Genomic DNA, 19,330 nt, shown 5'->3' with positions numbered 1-19,330 from the left:
TCTAAAAGCGGAAATCAAACTGCCCGCAATACTTATTAAAAAAGCAACATAGTTTCGAAAACAGTCTATTTTTTAAAAATAGAAAAAGGTGTCCAGTTATTTTTACCGAATTAATGAAAGAAAGCAATAATAGGGGGAGAATTTATGCAAACTTTAGAAAAAATTAGTGATCGATTTTGGTATCAGACCCCTGTTTCTGAGACGGACCGCCCTATTTTGGGTGCAGTTGTCGGTGAGAATCGAACTTTGATGATTGATGCGGGTAATTCCGAGGAGCATGCAGCTTACTTTTTAAGCGAACTTGCGAGGCTTGATATTCCGGCACCAAGTATGGTTGTGCTGACACATTGGCATTGGGATCATATTTTTGGCTTACCAGCTTTGGATATGGTGTCTGTTTCATCAAATCAAACAAAAGCTGAAATGAAAAAGCTTATTCCATTCGAATGGACAGATGAAGCATTAGATGACCGAGTGCGGATGGGAGTTGAAATTGAGTTTTGCGCCAGTGCGATAAAGAAAGAGTTTGGTATAGAAAGGAATATTAGAATCAAACTGCCCGAGGTGACATTCGAGAAACAACTGAAAATTGATCTTGGCGGAATTACATGTCAAGTGCAGCATGTTGGAGGGGACCATTCTGCAGATTCAGTAGTTATATATATTAAGGAAGAAAAAATTTTATTTTTGGGAGATGCCATATACGCAAACCTTTATTCTAGCAAATGGAACTACACATCTGAGCGTATGCTTCAATTATTGGATTCGATAGATCGATTTGAAGCTGATACATATATACTATCCCACTGGAAGGCCCTTTCGAAGAATGAATACCTCCAAGAAGCCAATTTGCTTAGGAGGGCTGCCCAACTAACCGAACAATTAGAAGGGCAAACAGAAAAAATTAAAAAGGCCTATAAAACGTATATAAATCGTGAACTGAATGAGAATGAGCTTGAGACAATAGAATATTTTGTGAATGGGTTTGAACTCGAAAATGAACGGATAACTGACAACTAAGATAAAAGGAGCTAAATAAATGATAGATTTACTAAAAAAACTTACCAGTTTATCTGGTCCGTGCGGTTATGAACATGCCGTATCCTACTATTTAAAGGAGTATCTGGAGGATAAAACGGACTCCGTCATGATTGACCCAATCGGGAATGTGATTGCACGGAAGAAAGGTGAGAAGCCGGGACCGGTTATTTTACTAACGGCTCATTTGGATGAAATCGGATTTATGGTTAAAAAGATTGAAGAAAACGGTCTGCTGCGTTTTGAAAAATTAGGCGGAAACGATGACCGCATTCTTCTTGCCCAGCCAGTGAAAGTGTTAGGAACTGAAGGTGATGTGCACGGTGTGATCGGCACAATGTCTGCTCACTATGTGAAATTTGATGATCCCAATAAAGTGAGAAAGCATTCTCAAATGTATATTGATATTGGTGCTGCTTCAAAAGAAGAGGCGGCGGAAATGGGTGTTGAAATTGGAACACCTGTTACCTGGGGTACCGGGTTCCAGGTTTTTGGACCTGAAAAGAGCAAAAAGATTCGATCAAAGGCGCTAGATGACCGAGCTGGGTGCGCTGTGCTGGTACAAGCACTTGAAGAATTAAAAGATGCAACTTTTGCCGGCGAATTGATTTTCCTTTTTGCGGTTCAGGAGGAGGTCGGTTTAAGGGGAGCTAAAACAGCGGCAGAACATTTAAAAGCCGATGCCGCTATTGCCATTGATACGACTGCAGTCAGTGATACACCAGAAGAAACTATGGATGGCAGTCTCGGTCTGGGCAGAGGAACAGGCATTAAAGTGATGGATTTCAGTTTGATTGTACATAAGACGATGAAAGATTTATTGATAAAGCAGGCAAAGGAAAGCAAAATACCTTATCAGCTTGAAGTCTTCCCGGGCATTGGAACAGATGGCGGGGCAGTGGCTTACGCCAATAAGGGAATTCCAACAGGTGTTCTCTCAATCCCTTCCCGTTATGCCCATTCGCCCGTTGAGGTTATTGATTATGCGGACCTTGAAGCCACAAAGGATTTGGTTAAAGCATTTATCTTAAATCTGGAGGAAGATCAAAAATTTCCTTTTTAATTGATGGAGGTTGTGATGAAGAAATTCGCCGTTAATGTTTCAACCGTTTTTACAGAAGTCCCTTTTTTGGAGCGTTTTAAAAAAGCCAGGGAATATGGTTTTTTATATGTTGAGTGCCAATTTCCGTATGACTGCACAATAGAAGAAATTCAGAGGGAGCTCGAGCAGAATCGGTTATCAATGCTTTTGATTAATTTGCCGCCAGGTGTTTGGGAAAAAGGAGAACGTGGCATTGCTGCAAATCCCCGCCGTATTGAAGAGTTTCGTAGATCAGTAGATGAAGCAATCCGTTATGCAAATGCCTTAAAGGTTACAAACATCCATTGTATGGCTGGAATCGTTTCTGAAAGCGATCAAGAAGAAGCAAAACAAGTATATATTGATAATCTTTTGTATGCTGGTTCAAAAATGGCGGAATATGGGATCTCACTATTAATAGAACCTATCAACCCTTTCGATATGCCTGGCTATTTCTTAAGTGATATAGAACAGGCTGTGGAGATATTGAAAGTTGTTGATTTGCCAAATGTGAAGCTTCAGTTTGATTTTTACCATATTGAAAGAATCCATGGAAAACCGCTTTCAATCTTTCAAAAATATTCTAATCTTGTGGAGCATGTGCAGATTGCAGATAACCCGGGAAGGCATGAGCCAGGTACAGGAGAAATGAATTATAAGGAAATACTTCAGCATTTGAAAGATGCCTATAAAGGCTATATTGGCCTTGAGTATAACCCGCAAGGCAGAAGCGAGGAAAGCTTTGAGTGGCTAAAGGATCATAGTAGGGAGGATATAGCATGAAAATTGGTTTTATTGGAACCGGAGTAATGGGCTCGCGGATGGTTAAACGCCTGCTTAATAACGGCTATCAGGTGTATGTATATAACCGGACGATTGAGAAGGCTAAGGCGCTACTGGAGCAGGGAGCGGATCCTGCTGATTCCATCAGCTCGCTTGCCCGCCAATGTGACGTGATTTGTACTTGCTTATCCATGCCAGGGGATGTTTTGGAGGTTTATACAGGAAATGAGGGCATTATCGAATATGCTCGCCCTGGAACTGTCTGCATTGACTTGACATCAGTAGGAGAGGATACAAGTAAAGAAATATATGAGCTGGCAAATGTGAAAGGGATCCGTTATCTTGATTCTCCTGTAAGCGGAGGGCCTGAAGGTGCGGAAAGCGGCACTTTAACGATAATGGTCGGAGGTGAGAAAGCTGCTTTCGAAAAAGTAAACCATATCCTGAAGGTGATGGGTGAAACCGTTGAATATCTTGGTCCTTCTGGTTCAGGCAGCATTGCCAAACTTATCAATCAGTATCTTGTTGCAGTCCATTCCCTGGCAGCATCGGAGGCAATGGTAGCCGGGGCAGCTTATGGTTTAGATTCCGAACAGCTCTTTAACATTTTAAAGGTTAGCTATGGAGATAGCAGGATTTTGCGGAGACATATGGAACAGTACGTATTTGATAGGAATTTCGATCCTGGCGGGGCAGTGAAATATGTCCATAAGGATGTCCGCCTGGCGAACAGGCTTTTGAAGGAAGCAGGGCTGACGCAATATACAGGGCAAATGGCAGAAAGGGCATTTCAAAACGCTGCAGACAAGGGACTTAGTGATCAGGATATGTCTTCTGTCATTCAGACGCTGGAGGAACAAGCAGGAGTGGTTGTTAAAAGAAAAAAATAGAACGGGGGCTGAATTGCCTCCGTTTTTATTAATTTCCTAGTGAAATTAGTGACAAGCTGGTACGAAGCGAACTGACCGATATATCGGAAAACTAACCGATATATTAAAGATTTGACTGATAAACTATGTAAACTGACCGATAAATATTTTGCCAGTTTAAAAAAGGGAATACTAACAATGACTTTTCTATTAAAATTATAATGCTTTGCCGTTATTCTCCTAAATTAGTATAATAGAAAAAAACTGAACTAATAGAGAAACCGGGAGAACAGCAATGAAGCGCAAAAAAAGCAAAAAAAGAGTAAAACGCAGTTCAAATATAGCTTTATTATTATTTACGATTATTTTTTCCTTTGTCTTAATTGACCAATTTCTAAAGCTCAACGTAGAGGAAAAAGCGGTGACGTTCCTGCCAAATCCTGTAGCTGAAGATGTGCAAAAATACACGCCGGTTCTTCGAAGGGAATTGGAAGAGGTAAATCTTGAAGAATATACATTGGTGCTTGCGGCTATTATGCAGCAGGAAAGCAAAGGAAAGGGTGGAGATCCCATGCAGGCCTCTGAATCTGCTGGTTTGCCCCCCAACTCCATCAGTGATCCGGAACAGAGCATTAAACAGGGAGTAAAACATTTTCAGAGAGCTTTAAATTATGGTAACCAGAAAAATGTAGATTTCCCAACTGTTATCCAGGCTTATAATATGGGGATTGGCTATATTGACTTCGTAGCTAAGCAAGGCGGGAAGCATAGTGAGGAGATAGCCAAGGAGTTCTCTCTTGTACAGGCAGAAAAGAACCCGCAAGTATATAACTGCGGCGGTGATAAAAGTAACTTCCGCTACCCATATTGTTATGGCGACTTCACTTATACAACGAAAGTAACCAAAAACATAGAAATCTTAACAGCAAGCAATTCTGAGAAGAGCGGGGACTTTAAATCGGTTTGGTAAAACGGTCTCCAACACTGATGCAAAAATAAAACATAAAAAAAATATTGTAGCCAAAAACCGCACTTAAAAATTTTGTGCGGTTTTTTGTCTGTATTTTTTTAAAAATACTCTTCTTTATTCATAAAATCCTCATTTACTGAAATAACTGCCATATGAAACTGGCTTTAATTCGTATTTACATAGGTTCATTTGCGTTATGCAAGGTTGAAAACAACTTATCTTTATAGCAGTTTATTAAAAACAACATAACTTTCACTTTTATATTTTTAAGCTGAAGGGGTTTAAGAATGTTTTCCTGGAGGAATTGTTTATAGGTCATGACTGAAGCTATTTCGATAGTAGCAAGTAACCTTTATTACTGTGTATTATTTAGCGGGATTTTGCCATTATAGGCAACGAGAGCGGCATCGTTAAATGATTATTGGCAGCCAGACTGGCCATTTAGTGATGTAAATTATGTCTTACCGCCATGTTAAATTTCCGCATCAAGGTATATTTTTTTATTGTCTATCATATAAATTGGCTGTTGTCTGTTTTTTCTCTTTGCTTCAAAAATTATATTTTAATAAGTTTTTACATAAAAAATGAAACTAAATAGCTTTTCAATCGTCTATATATACGTGAGTTTATTTTCTGTTAAGTAATTAGATGGTTCTATCATTTTATAGTAAGATCAGTTAAAAGCACTTCGGGTTCAGAGCCTAAAGTACTGTTCTTATAGGCGGGAATAGCTGTTTTATCCGGACATGCTTGACTTTTTGCAAAAACGGAGTATAGTTATATTCTTGCACAGTACTTTAAGTTATTTCTTAGTTTGTTCATAGTTTTGTAATATTTAACAGTTATACTAATTACTAGATTGATTGCCAACATATGATTTTAAAATTGATAGTGAATTATGTTAGAATAATGTGCTAGAAGGTAGGTGTATGATTTTGAATACTTTACTTCAAAAGAGTCATGGTATTTTTAATAAATATATTGGCTTTTTCTTTTTGGCAGTATTTCTGCTTTGGATGAAAACGTATATAACTCAAATGACACAATTTAATTTAGGTATTGAAAGTACATTGCAGCAGATCCTCTTATTTATTAATCCGCTTGGGTCTTCACTGCTATTTTTAGGACTTGCATTTTTCTTTAAGGGAAGAAAGAAGTATATTGCCTTAATGGTTATATATTTCATTTTATCTTTCCTATTATTTGCAAACGTGGTGTACTATCGTTTCTTTAACGACTTTATTACGCTGCCTACACTAACCCAAACCCAAAACTTTGGTGATGTAAGCAGCAGTGTAAGCTCTCTTTTGAATTCGTATGACTTCCTTTTCTTTATTGATGTTTTAGTGCTGATAGGATTGCTTGTATTTAAAGTCGTAAAAGTTGAAACAAAGGATATGTCCCGCCGCAGAGTGGCAGCATTGATTTATGCTTCACTGGCTGTTTCCTTTGCAAACCTGGGCATTGCTGAAACAGACCGTCCTGAGCTATTGACTAGAGGATTTGACCGTAACTATATCGTTAAGTATCTGGGTATGTACAATTATACGATCTATGACGCGGTGCAAAGTACGAAAGCATCCGCTCAGCGTGTTATGGCGGACAGCAGCGATACAACAGAAGTCATAAACTTTACGAAATCCAATTACGCAGAACCGAACCCGAAGTACTTTGGTGCAGCAGAGGGTATGAATGTGATTTATCTGCATCTTGAATCTATTCAGACTTTCCTTATGAACTATGAGTTGCATGGTGAAGAAGTAACGCCATTCTTAAACTCATTAACCCGTGAAGAAAACACAATGTATTTTGATAATTTCTTCCATCAGACTGCGCAAGGTAAAACAGCAGATGCCGAGTTTATTTTGGAGAACTCTTTATACGGATTGCCACAGGGCTCTGCATTCACTACGAAAGGTATGAACACATACCATGCTGCTCCGGCAATCTTGAAGGATAAAGGTTATTCATCTGCCGTATTCCACGGCAACTCCGGAAGCTTCTGGAACCGTAATGAGATTTATAAATCATTTGGCTATGACAATTTCTTTGATGCAAACTATTATGATCTAAAGCCAGAGGACATGGCTGACTATGGATTAATGGATAAACCATTCTTTGAGCAATCCATGCCATATTTGGAATCACTTCCACAGCCATTTTACTCAAAATTTATTACTGTATCGCATCACTATCCGTACCATATGGATCAGGAGAAGGCGACGATTGAGCCGCATACAACAGGCGATAAATCGGTGGATAACTACTTCCAGACAGCCCGTTATGCTGATGAAGCACTTAAAGAGTTCTTTGAGCAGCTTAAAGCATCCGGCCTGTATGACAACTCCATTATCGTGATGTACGGTGACCATTATGGTATTTCAAAAAACCATAACAAAGCAATGGAAGAAGTTCTCGGCAAAGAAATTACGCCGTTTGATAGTGCTGGACTTCAGCGTGTTCCGTTATTTATACGTGTACCTGGCATGGAAGGCGGAGTAAGCCATGAATTTGGCGGACAGATTGATTTAATGCCAACCCTAATGCACTTGCTGGGTATCGATACTAAAGATTATCTGCAGTTTGGTACAGATTTATTATCAGAACAGCACGATGATCTTGTACCGTTCAGAAACGGCGACTTTATGAGTCCGACAATCTCTTCTGTTGACGGCAAGTTCTATGATTCAACGACAGGCGAACTGCTTGAAGAAGAACGTTTTGAAGAAGCGAAAAAGCTTCAGGAAAGTGCTGAGCAAAAACTGGCACTTTCTGATAAAGTAGTAAATGGCGACCTGCTTCGATTCTACACACCTGAAAATTTTGAACCGGTTGACCGATCGGAATATGACTATAAACCGGAAAAATCCGAAGGTGCAAATACCGAAGAGGAAAGTGAAAAAACAGTAGAAGAACCATCTAATAAATAAATAAATAAATAAAAAAGGCTGCCTGGGTAAATCCAGGCAGCCTTTTTGCTGTTATGGGATTAGGGATGTTGGTCTTATAATGCCTTTCGTTCCCTTATGCTTTCTTTAACCCGTGGGGCCTCGTTAGTTTGACGATCCTGTTCAGATATATAATATTCCGAGCTAAAGGAGTTTTTAGGCTCTTCCAGCCAGAAATAGCAAATGGCAAAGCTGATCAGCGCCCCGGCTGCCAGGATAAAAAAGAAAGTTTGTGGTGAAACGAAAGTATACAGGATTAAATAGATCGTTGCCCCGACATTTCCATAAGCTCCTGCCATTCCGGCTATTTGCCCCGTTATCCGTTTTTTTATCATGGGGATGACGGCGAAGGTTGCCCCTTCAGCTCCTTGTATGAACATGGAAGTCAGAATGGTCATCATAACAGCAGCAAATAATGGCCAATTGGAATCGATAAACCCCATACCCAAGAGGCCGGCCGATATACCAAGCATATAAACGAGCATGACTCTTTTTCTGTTTCCCATCCGATCCGAGAGCATCCCGCCAAGTGGACGGGCAATAAGATTAATAAAAGCGAAAGAAGCTGCAATCAATCCGGCTGTCGAGGGTGTCAGGGAGAATGTCAGCTGAAAGAACATGGGCAGCATTGATACAATCGCAAGCTCTGCACCGAAATTCGCAAAGTATGTACTGTTCAACGCAGCTACGTTTTTAAACTTATATTGATCTTCCTCAGGAACTCCCGCTTTTAATATAGGAATATTCACTTCCAATATCTTATAAACCTGTATAAGAAAAGCCAGTCCAATCAGGCTCCAGACAATATATAAAGCACTCTCCGAAATAAAGCCCAGATTTTCAATTCTCCAGGCGCTGACGGCTAGGGCACCTCCAAGCGGAATGGACCATACGATTAGCCGAAACAAATCTCCCCATGTGCTAACCTCCATTGCCCCTGATCTTTTCGGTTTAACGAGGGCTTTTCCTTCAGGGGTATCCTTTACAGCCCAAAAGTAGAATACCCCATAAACAAAACATATGAGTCCTGTTAAGGCTAAAGCATATCTCCATCCATCATCGCCTCCGAAAAGGTTTAGACCGATAACCGGCAGGATCATGGCTGCGGCTGCAGATCCGAAATTTCCCCAGCCCCCATAAATTCCTTCTGCAAAGCCGACATCTTTTGGGGGAAACCACTCAGAAACCATTCGGATGCCAATGACAAAGCTTGCACCTATACTGCCGAGGATTAAGCGCGAAATCATCAGCTGGAGCCAATTATCTGCAAATGCAAAGATTAATGCCGGAATGGACATGACAATCAAAAGAGAAGAATAAACCAGTTTGGGGCCATACCGATCCAGCAGGTTCCCAATTATGATTCTGGCTGGAATCGTTAAGGCGACATTCAGAATACCTAGTGCAGCGATATGTTGTGCAGTAAGCCAATTCATTTCCTTCAGCATGGTGGTAGCTAAAGGAGCCATGTTGTACCACGTGAAAAATGAAATAAAAAACGCGAGCCATGTATAGTGCAATACCTTCATTCGCTCATCTTTAAATTTGAATACATCTGCAACCTTCATTAAAAAACCTCCCTCAATATCTGAATATTTTAACATCATCGCATATATTAAATTTTTATGTAATTATTATGTAAGGTTTTCTTACGTGAGTCAAAATTCCTGTTTCCATCTGTATCCGTTGCTGCTAGCTGGATTAAACGCTTACATATCAATAAAAAATAAGTAAAAACGTAGCATAAATTGTAAATCTGCAAGATAGGGCCAAAGTTTTGTAATGATAAAAATAATCAAAAAGTTATGTTAATTACAAAATCTATGTGATAAGATCTAACATAACAAAAAGAAAAATTTAGAAAGGTGGGAAGCGAGTTGCTGGAGGGTTACTATGGCTAAAGAAAAACTAGTTCTTATTGGAAACGGAATGGCAGGAATTCGCTGTGTAGAGGAAATCCTCCATCATGATCCCGGCCGGTTTTCCATTTCGGTTTTCGGAAGTGAAAACCATCTTAATTACAATCGCATCTTATTGTCTTCTATTCTGCAAGGGAAGTCTTCCATTGAAAAACTGACAATCCATAAATCTGATTGGTATGTGAAAAATCAAATCCAATTATTCAAAAATGAAACAGTTATGAAGTTGAACACTGCGAAAAAGGCACTTACTACAAATAAAAATCGGAAAGTTTTCTATGACAAGCTTATATTGGCTACTGGCTCTACTCCTAATGTTCCGCCGCTCCCTGGCTGCAGCAAAGAAGGAGTAATGACATTCCGAACAATAGAAGATTGCAGGCAAATCATTCATTCATCAAAAAAAGGTGAAAATGCCGTAGTACTTGGGGGAGGCTTGCTGGGATTGGAGGCTGCCCAAGGCCTTATCCATTTAGGAATGGATGTCCATGTTGTCCATAATGCAGCAAGAATCATGAATAAACAGCTGGACACTAAAGCAGCAAATCTTTTGCAAAGATCGCTTGAGAAACAGGGCGTGAAATTCTTATTGGAAAACGAAACACAGTCCTTTGAAGGAAACGGCCGTGTCGAAAGGGTTACTTTTAAAGATGGAACAGAACTTCCGGCTGATCTGGTGATTATAGCAGCCGGTGTCAGGCCTAATATTAAGCTTGCACATGATTGTGGAATAAAAACGAATCTGGGAATAATGGTCAATGATTTTATGCAAACGAGTATCCCTGATATTTACGCTGTAGGTGAATGTGCTGAACATAGAGGGATGGTTTACGGACTTGTAAAGCCGCTGTATGAGCAGGGAAGGGTACTGGCAAAACAGATCTGCGGCAAGTTTACTGAGGAATATAAAGGTTCCATTTTATCTTCAAAGCTGAAGATATCCGGAACGGATGTATTTTCTGCAGGAGAGCTTTTTGAAAAAGGCTATAAAAAAGCTTTGACTTTATATGACGAAGATGAACAAACGTATAAAAAAATTGTTTTTAAGCATAACAAAATGGCTGGATTTTTATTAATAGGTGACATAAAAGACCATGTAAGGTTATTGGACATGATGGAGAAGAAGAAAGACTTTTCCGATGAAGAAAAGCTGCTTCTTTTGAATTCTTCAAAAAAGGAATACAGCATAAGTTCAATGGCTCAAACCAGTATCGTTTGCAACTGTAATGGCGTCACAAAAAAGGCGATTGCAGAAGCTGTTTTAACAAAAGGGCTGAAGACAGCAGAAGAAGTGACAGAATATACAAAGGCTTCTGGCACATGCGGAGGATGCAAGCCGCTGGTCGAAGAGCTTCTGTACTATATAAAAAGCGATGATTTCCATGAAGATATCGAACCTGACACATTATGTACGTGTACGGATCTATCAGAAGAAGAGGTTGTAGAGGAGATCCAGCTTCGCGGATTGCGAAGTGTGGAAGGGATATTTACAGATCTTGACTGGCGCAAAGAAAATGGCTGCCCCATCTGTGTACCTGCTTTGCATTATATCCTGCAAATGACAGTTCCCGATTATGAGGGAGATGGCCAATCTGTCTTTGTTGGTGAAACACACAACGCAGTCAGGGAGGCAAACGGCACCTATACAATCAAACCGCAAATATATTTGGGAAAAACGAATAGCAGTCAATTGCAAAAAATAGCAGCCGTGGCTGAACAATACAGTATACCGGAAATAGTCATCAGCAATGACGGACGGATCATGCTGAAAGGAATCCAAGAGGAAGATTTGCAGAGAATATGGCAGTCCTTAGACATGAAATTAATTCCTATACATGACAATAATTCAGTCAGCATCACCCTGCTTACCGGTTTCAAAGACTGTGGCTGTGAAAATGTTACTTCAAAGAAACTGGCTGTCCAGCTTCAGAAAAAAACGGAATATCTAGTATCTCCGAACCGGCTGGAAATTGGAATCGCTTCTTGCATCCATGGCAGCGCAGGCTTTGGTGTTAAGGATATTGGGGTCATCAAACTTAGACAGTGCTGGGAAATTTACATCGGCGGAAATGCAGGAATCCAATTAAAAGCTGGAGAGCTTCTGGCTATTGCTTCAACTGAGAAGGAAGCGGTAGAGGTAATTTGCACATTGGTTCAATATTTCAGGGAATCCGCCAAATATTTGGAGAGCGTTTCAGAATGGACAGAAAGGATTGGGCTTATACACCTGCGGGAAGTGGTGTTTGATTTGGAACTAAGAAAACTCTTAATCCAGCGCCTAGTGGAAGATTCATATAAATGCCGCCATAAGTTACCCGTTTTTTAGTTTGTAAAACAATAAATGAACATATGAAAGGCGGAAAGGAATGAACTATGACAGAACTGCTATTAAAATATTTCCGAGCCAAGCAGCAGGAAGGTCAATCAGAGAAAGTTTATGATACACAATGTCCTTTCTGCAGTATGCAATGTAAAAAACAGGTAATTGAACAGTCTATTGTAACAAGGAAGCAATATCGGGTTCTTGGAAGAGCAAATCCTACATCACATGGACGTTTATGCATAAAAGGGTTGAATGCCCATCAGCATGCCCTGCATCCTGAACGCCTCAAATATCCGCTTCAGAAAGTGGACGGAAAATTCGAACAGGTGTCATGGGATAAAGCCATGGGGATTATTAAGGAAAAGTTCCAAGAAATTCAATCTGAGCATGGATTAAATGCTTTGTCCGTGTATGGCGGAGGCTCTTTAACCAATGAAACAGCTTATCTTCTGGGCAAATTTGCGAGAGTGGCATTAAGGACGAAATATATTGATTATAATGGGCGGTTCTGCATGTCTTCGGCTGCATCGGCTGCTATTCATGCTTTCGGGCTGGACCGGGGAATGACGAATGGATTAAATGATATTCCGCTGGCTGAATGTATCATTCTGGCGGGAACCAATATTGCAGAGTGCCAGCCAACACTTCTTCCTTATTTTGAGAAAGCGAAGGAGAATGGGGCTTTTATTATCGCCATTGATCCGCGGGAGACTGCCACAACTAAAATGGCAGACTTGCACTTAAAACCGAAGCCGGGCAGCGATGCAGCCTTGGCAAACGGGATTTTGAAGGTCCTGGTAGAAGAAAAAGAGATTGACCTTCCGTTTATAGAGGGGAGGACAAAAGGATTTGAAGAAATTAAGGCCTATGTAGACACCCTTAAGTTAGAAGAAGTTGAAGAATTGACAGGGGTACCTGCAAGTCAAATTAGGAAAACAGCTATTATGTTTGGGAAAGCAGCAACCGGAATGATTTTTACAGCAAGGGGCGTTGAACAGCAAACAGATGGATACCACACTGTCCGAAATTTTTTAAATATTCTTTTAATAACAGGGAAGATTGGTAAGCCTGGATGAGGCTATGGGGCAATCACGGGACAGGGAAACGGACAGGGAGGACGGGAGCATGGCCTTAAAGCTGATCAACTTCCCGGTTACCGTTCTATTGAAAATCCAGATCATCGCCATTATATCGCACGTGTTTGGAATATACGCGAAAGTGAATTGCCCGGCAAAGGTGTCTCTGCTTATGAAATGATGAATAAAATCGAGGATGGCGAGATAAAAGGAATGCTATTAATGGGCTCAAATCCCATCGTCTCTAACCCGAATGCAGACTTTGTGAAAAAGGCCCTGGAAAAACTCGATTTTCTTGTTGCTGCCGATATGTTTATTTCAGAAACAGCCATGCTGGCTGATTTGATCCTGCCGGTAACTTCTTATTTGGAAAACGAGGGTACGATGACGAATCTGGAAGGAAGAGTGCTGCTTCGCCCGGCAAGCAAGCCGTATCCTGGAGAAGTAAAACATGATTGGCAAATCATTTGTGAGATTTCCAGAATGCTAGGGAAGGAAGAGTATTTTTCTTTTTCCGGACCAGAAGAAATATTCAATGAGCTAAGAGAAGCCAGCAGGGAAGGTACTGCCGATTATTACGGAATTAAATACGATCGTCTTAAAAAGGGGGAAGGAATTCTATGGCCTTGCCCGGATCCTGACCATAAAGGAACTGAAAGGCTTTTTGAAGATTCCTTTGCCCACGAAGACGGTAAAGCTGTAATGATACCTGTATCTAATACACCTGTGATAGCAAAAGAGGCAACTGATGGGGAATATCCGCTGTTCCTTACGACAGGAAGAGTGATTTCCCATTATTTAACCGGAGTTCAGACAAGAAAAAGTCCATCACTGGCGGCAAGAAACTTTGAGTCTTTTGCTGAAATTCATCCGGAAACCGCTAAGAAGTTCGGCATTCAGAATAAGTCATTGATTAAGATTAAATCAAAAAAAGGCAGCATTATTGTTAGGAGCCAATGGACAGAAGATATCAGGCAGGATACCATTTTTGTCCCTTTTCATTGGGCTGAAAACCAAAATGTCAATCTCCTGGTATCGGATCAGCTCGATCCAGTTTGCCGTATGCCAGGTTTTAAAGTTACTGCGGTGAACGTTAGTCACTTAGAAAAACTATAAGTTTAGTAAGAGATATTTTATTCTAATAAATTCAAATGATCGGGGAGGCTGTTTTTAAAAATGGAAAAGAAGAAATTGGTCCTTGTTGGGAATGGAATGGCTGGTGTCAGGGCAGTGGAAGAAATTTTAAAGGTCGCTCCGGAGAAGTTTGAAATTACGATATTTGGAAGTGAATCCCATCCCAATTATAATCGCATTCTATTATCAAAAGTTTTACAGGGGGATACAGAAGTAAAGGATATTACCCTGAATGATTGGGATTGGTATGAAGCCAACAATATTAGATTATACACAGATGAAACGGTAGTGAAGGCAGATCCTGGCAGGAAGGTTGTCGTGTCAGATAAAGGAAGAATTGAGCCATATGATGAGCTCATCCTGGCAACGGGGTCAATGCCATTCATCCTTCCAATACCGGGAGCTGATAAGGAGGGAGTTACAGCTTTTCGGGATCTGGAGGATACCGATAAAATGCTGCAGGCTTCGAAAAAATATAAAAAGGCGGCTGTCATCGGCGGGGGATTGCTTGGTTTGGAGGCAGCAAGAGGCTTATTAAATTTAGGTATGGAAGTATCTGTGATTCATATCTCCCCTTATTTAATGGAAAGGCAGCTGGACGAAACAGCAGCAAAGCTATTACAAAAAGAACTTGAAAAACAGGGAATGAACTTTTTACTTGAAAAACAAACGCAGGCCATTATCGGAAATGAACGGGTAGAAGGCTTGACCTTCAGTGACGGTACTGTGCTGGAAGCTGATTTGGTTGTAATGGCTGTTGGAATCCGTCCGAATATTAAACTTGCGCAGGAAAGCGGATTACAAGTGAATCGCGGCATTGTGGTAAATGATTTTCTCGAAACGAGTATTCCCCATATTTATTCAGTCGGAGAATGTGCCGAGCATAATGGTATTCCATATGGTCTGGTCGCCCCTCTATATGAACAGGGGAAAGTGCTAGCCAAACATATTTGCGGGGTGGAAACTGCCCCTTATAAAGGTTCTGTTCTTTCAACCCAGCTCAAAGTATCAGGTGTGGAAGTATTCTCTGCAGGAGATTTTTTAGAAGATAAAGAGAAAAAAGCCTTAAAAATATTTGATGACCATGAAGGTGTCTATAAGAAAATTGTCTTTCGTGGAAATCAGATCGTAGGAGCTGTTCTTTTTGGAGACAGCCAGGAAGGAAATCGTCTTTTCGCCATGATTAAAAAACAGGCTGATATTTCTGACACTGCGAAAGTTTCCCTTTTAGAGCCGATTGGCGTAGAGGCTGGAGAAAGCCTCGTTGCCGAAATGAATAGCGAAGAAATAGTCTGTGGATGCAATGGCGTTTCAAAAGGAATGATCGTTGAAGCCATTCAAGCCAATGGGTGCACGACAGTAGAACAAATTAAATCTTGCACAAGCGCTTCCCGTTCCTGCGGAGGCTGTAAACCGCTTGTAGCTGATTTGCTTCAGCATACGCTTGGAGCAGAGTTTGATCGAAGCATCCAAAAAGAAGCGATCTGCAGCTGTACTTCATTATCGAGGGATGAAGTAGTAGAAGGAATACGATCAAAAGGGCTAACCCATGTAAAGGAAGTAATGAATGTCCTGGGCTGGGTTTCTGAAGAAGGCTGTTCTAAATGCCGTCCAGCCATTAATTATTATTTGGGAATGGTTCGTCCAACCCATTATGAGGATGAACGGGAATCACGTTATGTCAATGAAAGAATGCATGCCAATATACAAAAAGACGGCACCTATTCGGTGGTTCCACGGATGTATGGAGGAGTAACGAATTCGAATGACTTGCGAAAGATTGCTGATGTCGTTGATAAATATGAAATTCCTTTAGTAAAGGTAACCGGGGGCCAGCGGATCGATTTGTTCGGTGTGAAAAAAGAAGATTTGCCTAAGGTATGGTCAGATCTGGATATGCCATCAGGCTATGCATATGGAAAATCGCTTCGCACTGTCAAAACCTGTGTCGGTGAGCAATTCTGCCGATTCGGCACCCAGGATTCCATGGGCGTTGGGGTAGCGCTGGAAAAGAAATTTGAAGGATTGCAGACACCCCATAAAGTCAAAATGGCAGTATCCGCTTGCCCAAGAAGCTGTGCTGAGTCAGGGTTTAAGGATATTGGATTCATCGGCATAGACGGAGGCTGGGAAATTTATGTTGGCGGCAATGGAGGCACCCATGTAAGAGGCGGGGATTTGCTTTATAAAGTGAAGACAGATGAAGAATTAATGGAAATCACAGGTGCGTATCTTCAATACTATAGAGAAACGGCCAGTTATTTGGAACGTACCTCCGCTTGGGTTGATCGTGTAGGTCTGGCACATATTCAGTCGGTGCTGAATGACAAAGAGAAGCGCGAAGAATTAAATGCCCGGATGGATGAAGCACTATCAGTATACAAGGATCCTTGGAAAGAGATTATCCAAAACAATAAAACAAAATCTGAGTTGTTTGAGAATCTCGTACGATCATAAAGGGGGAATTTCTTTTGGTAAATAAAAGTGTTGTCAAGGTTCTGATAGGTTCTATGCATGAATTACCGGAAAAATTAGGGAAAACGGTGAAAGTCGGAGGGACAGATATTGCTGTGTTCAGATTATCTAATGGCAAAATCCGTGCAATAGAAAATAGATGTCCTCATAAAGGCGGTGTATTGACTGAGGGCTTGGTCAGCGGCGATTCTGTTTTTTGCCCTATGCATGATTGGAAAATTTGTCTGGAAGACGGCAAGGTGCAAGCTCCTGATACGGGGTGTGTTCAAACTTATAAAACAGTTGTTGAGAATGGTACAGTCTATCTTATAATAGAAGAATAAAAGAAGATTAGGCTGGAGGTTTTTTGGATGAAAAAGCTGGAGGGAAAGCGAATTGCTCTTCTTGGATCAAGAAAAATAGAAGAAATAAGCAAAATCGTTGAAAACCTGGGGGGTATCGCTGTTAGCAGGCCTGCGCAAGGTACATCCTTGCGTGTAGATACCAAATTAAAAGAACATATACAACGGATTACAGCAGGCAAGTTTGATTGGATTATCTTTACCACTGGTATAGGTGTGGAGACCTTGTATAATACAGCTTTAGAAATGGGGATGGGAGAAGAGTTTATTGGGACTCTGCATAATACAAGAATTGCAGCACGAGGCTATAAAACGGTTAATTTGCTAAAAAGGCTGGGACTATCACCGGAAGTCCGGGATGACGATGGAAGTACCGCGGGGCTGGTACGCAGCCTAGCAGCTTATTCTTTGGAGAAAAGCAATGTGGCTCTTCAGCTTCATGGCGACCCCGCACCAAGGCTAATCCAGTGGCTGGACGAACAGCATGCTCAATATGAAGAAATTCTTCCGTATATCCACAATCCGCCGGAAACGGAAGTAATGGAACGACTTCTATCTGAGCTGCTTGAAGGAAAACTGGAAGCGGCGGTTTTTACGAGTACTCCACAGGTACGTCATTTAATTCAATTTGCACGTAAACAGGATGCCGAAAATCAATTGAAAAGGGCTTTCTCCGATAAAGTTATTGCTTTGGCAGTCGGTAAGGTAACCGCACAAGCTTTATATGATGAAGGAATAAATCGGGTGATTTTCCCCAAGGTGGAGAGAATGGGCAGTGCTATTGTAGAACTGGCCAATTACTACCAGATGAACACCGGCGATTAAAAAGAAGACAAAGGGGTGGGGACTTGAAAAAAGGTAAGGTATTTCTTGTAGGAGCAGGTCCTGGGGATGAAGGCTTGATGACAATTAAAGGGTTAAAAGCAATTCAGCAAGCAGATGTTATTTTATATGACAGGCTTATAAACCCCAAACTATTAGAGTATGCCCCTTCCCATTGTGAGTTGATTTATTGCGGGAAATTTCCGCAGCAGCATTTACTTAAACAGGAATTAATCAATGATTTTCTCATTCAGAAAGCAATGAACGGATGCATCGTTGTCCGCTTAAAAGGCGGTGACCCGGGAGTTTTTGGCAGAGTAGGCGAGGAAGCCGAAGCGCTTGTAACAAATGAAATTCCATTTGAAATTGTTCCGGGAATATCTTCTGGAATTGCAGCGCCTTTATATGCAGGCATCCCTGTTACGCATCGCGAATATGGTGTTTCCTTTGCGGTGGTAACTGCGCATGACAAATCGAAGGAAGGGAAGCCCAATATCGATTGGGCCGGATTAGTTGCTAGTGTCGATACCATTGCCTTTTATATGGGTGTAACAAACATCTCCTTTATTGCTGAAAATCTTATCCTGCATGGAAAACCGGAAGAAACCCCGGTCATTCTTATCCAATGGGGAACGTATGGAAGACAGCAGACAGTGCAGGGAACACTGGGGAATATTGCAAAAACAGTGAAGGAGACAGGAATTAAAAATCCTGCTATTACTTTAGTTGGTGATATTGTTTCAGTAAGGGATAAATTAAAATGGTTTGAAAAAAAGCCTCTGTATGGAAGGCAAATTCTTTTAGCACGTACCGGTACTGCTAAAAGCCCTGTAGCGGAAATGTTAAAAGATCAGGGTGCAGATGTCATTGAATTTCCTAAGTGGACTAAAAAAGAAGTTCAGATAAATGAAACCATCCTCAATCAATTATTCATGTATGAGCGGATTTTATTCACCTCGCCTGAGAGCATCAATGAGTTTTTTGATTTGATGATTAGCAGAAAAATAGATATTAGAAACCTGCACGCAACAATTTACTGTTTGTCTAAAAAATCGTTAAAGGTCTTAATGGAGCGTGGATTATCTGGTTATCTGGCGGATGATATGACTCATTGCGGAGGGCTTTTAATTATTGGTAACAGGAAAATGGATGAAAAAAGAGGCTATTATCTTGAACGTTATGGAAAACATGATATTTTTCAGACCAGCGAAACTATCCTAGATGAAGCTTTTGTTCCTGTGGTAAAAAATATGCTTATGGAAGCTTCACTTGATACAATCGTATTTCCAAGCAGTACCTCTGTGGATGCCTTTATCGAAAATGGAAGTCTATTCGGTATAGAGGCAGAAGAAATCATAAAAAACTCAACAGTAGTTTGCATGGGAAGCAGTTCGGAAAAGCGAATCAGGGAGTTTGGGTTTGAGCCACATTCTACCCCTGCAGAACCATGTGCATCTAAGATGCTGGAGGCATTAATTCTAGATAAAGTGCATGAAAGAGTATTATGAACCATATAAAACGATAAATGAATTATTTTCCGGCCTGTACAAA

At 40.8% G+C, this 19,330-nt stretch carries 12 protein-coding genes and 1 pseudogene; 12 read left to right on the top strand and 1 reads right to left on the bottom strand.

All coding sequences use genetic code 11. The annotated features are described in order from the left end of the window. Window positions 1–144: 144 nt before the first annotated feature. The 6 genes from AC3ZVC_RS19885 (at window position 145) to ltaS (ending at window position 7,671) form a co-directional block, all read left to right on the top strand. Window positions 145–1,020: an MBL fold metallo-hydrolase gene (locus AC3ZVC_RS19885; RefSeq protein ID WP_490064912.1), complete on the top strand. Its 876-nt coding sequence runs from the start codon at window positions 145–147 to the stop codon at window positions 1,018–1,020. 19 nt (window positions 1,021–1,039) lie between these two features. Next, window positions 1,040–2,101, top strand: a complete 1,062-nt coding sequence (locus AC3ZVC_RS19880; protein WP_490064911.1) for a M42 family metallopeptidase — start codon at window positions 1,040–1,042, stop codon at window positions 2,099–2,101. 15 nt (window positions 2,102–2,116) lie between these two features. Beyond that, window positions 2,117–2,902, top strand: coding sequence for a hydroxypyruvate isomerase family protein (locus AC3ZVC_RS19875; RefSeq protein WP_490064910.1), 786 nt, complete (start codon window positions 2,117–2,119; stop codon window positions 2,900–2,902). Continuing rightward, the gene (locus tag AC3ZVC_RS19870; protein WP_490064909.1) at window positions 2,899–3,792 is read left to right on the top strand and encodes an NAD(P)-dependent oxidoreductase; all 894 of its coding nucleotides are present in this window, start codon (window positions 2,899–2,901) and stop codon (window positions 3,790–3,792) included. The genes AC3ZVC_RS19875 and AC3ZVC_RS19870 overlap by 4 nt, the downstream gene beginning before the upstream one ends. A gap of 274 nt (window positions 3,793–4,066) precedes the next feature. After that, window positions 4,067–4,741: a lysozyme family protein gene (locus AC3ZVC_RS19865; protein ID WP_490064908.1), complete on the top strand. Its 675-nt coding sequence runs from the start codon at window positions 4,067–4,069 to the stop codon at window positions 4,739–4,741. A 929-nt stretch (window positions 4,742–5,670) separates the two neighbouring features. Continuing rightward, entirely contained in the window at window positions 5,671–7,671 is a 2,001-nt protein-coding gene (gene ltaS / locus AC3ZVC_RS19860; protein ID WP_490064907.1) for a lipoteichoic acid synthase, read from the top strand. 74 nt (window positions 7,672–7,745) lie between these two features. On the opposite strand, the gene AC3ZVC_RS19855 is transcribed toward ltaS, so the two are convergent. Beyond that, complete coding sequence (locus AC3ZVC_RS19855; RefSeq protein WP_490064906.1) at window positions 7,746–9,257, bottom strand: NarK family nitrate/nitrite MFS transporter; 1,512 nt, start codon at window positions 9,255–9,257, stop codon at window positions 7,746–7,748. A gap of 325 nt (window positions 9,258–9,582) precedes the next feature. Between AC3ZVC_RS19855 and nirB (AC3ZVC_RS19850) the strand changes: the two genes are divergently transcribed. The 6 genes and pseudogenes from nirB (AC3ZVC_RS19850) to cobA all read left to right on the top strand — a co-directional run bounded on the left by nirB (AC3ZVC_RS19850) (window position 9,583) and on the right by cobA (window position 19,287). Further along, window positions 9,583–11,934, top strand: a complete 2,352-nt coding sequence (gene nirB / locus AC3ZVC_RS19850) for a nitrite reductase large subunit NirB (protein WP_490064905.1) — start codon at window positions 9,583–9,585, stop codon at window positions 11,932–11,934. A 47-nt stretch (window positions 11,935–11,981) separates the two neighbouring features. Further along, window positions 11,982–14,123: pseudogene (gene nasC, locus AC3ZVC_RS19845) on the top strand (assimilatory nitrate reductase catalytic subunit NasC). Between the two features lie 60 nt (window positions 14,124–14,183). Continuing rightward, complete coding sequence (gene nirB / locus AC3ZVC_RS19840; RefSeq protein ID WP_490064904.1) at window positions 14,184–16,598, top strand: nitrite reductase large subunit NirB; 2,415 nt, start codon at window positions 14,184–14,186, stop codon at window positions 16,596–16,598. 14 nt (window positions 16,599–16,612) lie between these two features. Continuing rightward, window positions 16,613–16,939 carry a nitrite reductase small subunit NirD gene (nirD, locus tag AC3ZVC_RS19835; protein ID WP_490064903.1) on the top strand — a complete coding sequence of 109 codons (327 nt, stop codon included), beginning with the start codon at window positions 16,613–16,615 and terminating at the stop codon, window positions 16,937–16,939. Window positions 16,940–16,966: 27 nt separating this feature from the next. Next, window positions 16,967–17,782, top strand: coding sequence for a uroporphyrinogen-III synthase (locus AC3ZVC_RS19830; RefSeq protein ID WP_490064902.1), 816 nt, complete (start codon window positions 16,967–16,969; stop codon window positions 17,780–17,782). Between the two features lie 23 nt (window positions 17,783–17,805). Next, window positions 17,806–19,287 (top strand): uroporphyrinogen-III C-methyltransferase, encoded by a 1,482-nt coding sequence (cobA, locus tag AC3ZVC_RS19825; RefSeq protein WP_490064901.1) that lies wholly within the window; start codon window positions 17,806–17,808, stop codon window positions 19,285–19,287. Window positions 19,288–19,330 lie beyond the last annotated feature (43 nt).

The sequence above is a fragment of the Cytobacillus sp. C11.1 genome, from assembly GCF_058145115.1.
The sequence above is the reverse complement of the archived record's forward strand: the minus strand, read 5'-3'. Positions and strand labels throughout refer to the sequence as shown.

Coding starts and splice junctions, on each gene's coding strand:
- AC3ZVC_RS19880 (WP_490064911.1), top strand. CDS start 1,040: ATGATAGATTTACTAAAAAAACTTACCAGTTTATCTGGTCCGTGCGGT.
- ltaS (WP_490064907.1), top strand. CDS start 5,671: ATGATTTTGAATACTTTACTTCAAAAGAGTCATGGTATTTTTAATAAA.
- nirB (WP_490064905.1), top strand. CDS start 9,583: ATGGCTAAAGAAAAACTAGTTCTTATTGGAAACGGAATGGCAGGAATT.
- AC3ZVC_RS19875 (WP_490064910.1), top strand. CDS start 2,117: ATGAAGAAATTCGCCGTTAATGTTTCAACCGTTTTTACAGAAGTCCCT.
- AC3ZVC_RS19855 (WP_490064906.1), bottom strand. CDS start 9,257: ATGAAGGTTGCAGATGTATTCAAATTTAAAGATGAGCGAATGAAGGTA.
- nirB (WP_490064904.1), top strand. CDS start 14,184: ATGGAAAAGAAGAAATTGGTCCTTGTTGGGAATGGAATGGCTGGTGTC.
- AC3ZVC_RS19885 (WP_490064912.1), top strand. CDS start 145: ATGCAAACTTTAGAAAAAATTAGTGATCGATTTTGGTATCAGACCCCT.
- AC3ZVC_RS19870 (WP_490064909.1), top strand. CDS start 2,899: ATGAAAATTGGTTTTATTGGAACCGGAGTAATGGGCTCGCGGATGGTT.
- AC3ZVC_RS19830 (WP_490064902.1), top strand. CDS start 16,967: ATGAAAAAGCTGGAGGGAAAGCGAATTGCTCTTCTTGGATCAAGAAAA.
- AC3ZVC_RS19865 (WP_490064908.1), top strand. CDS start 4,067: ATGAAGCGCAAAAAAAGCAAAAAAAGAGTAAAACGCAGTTCAAATATA.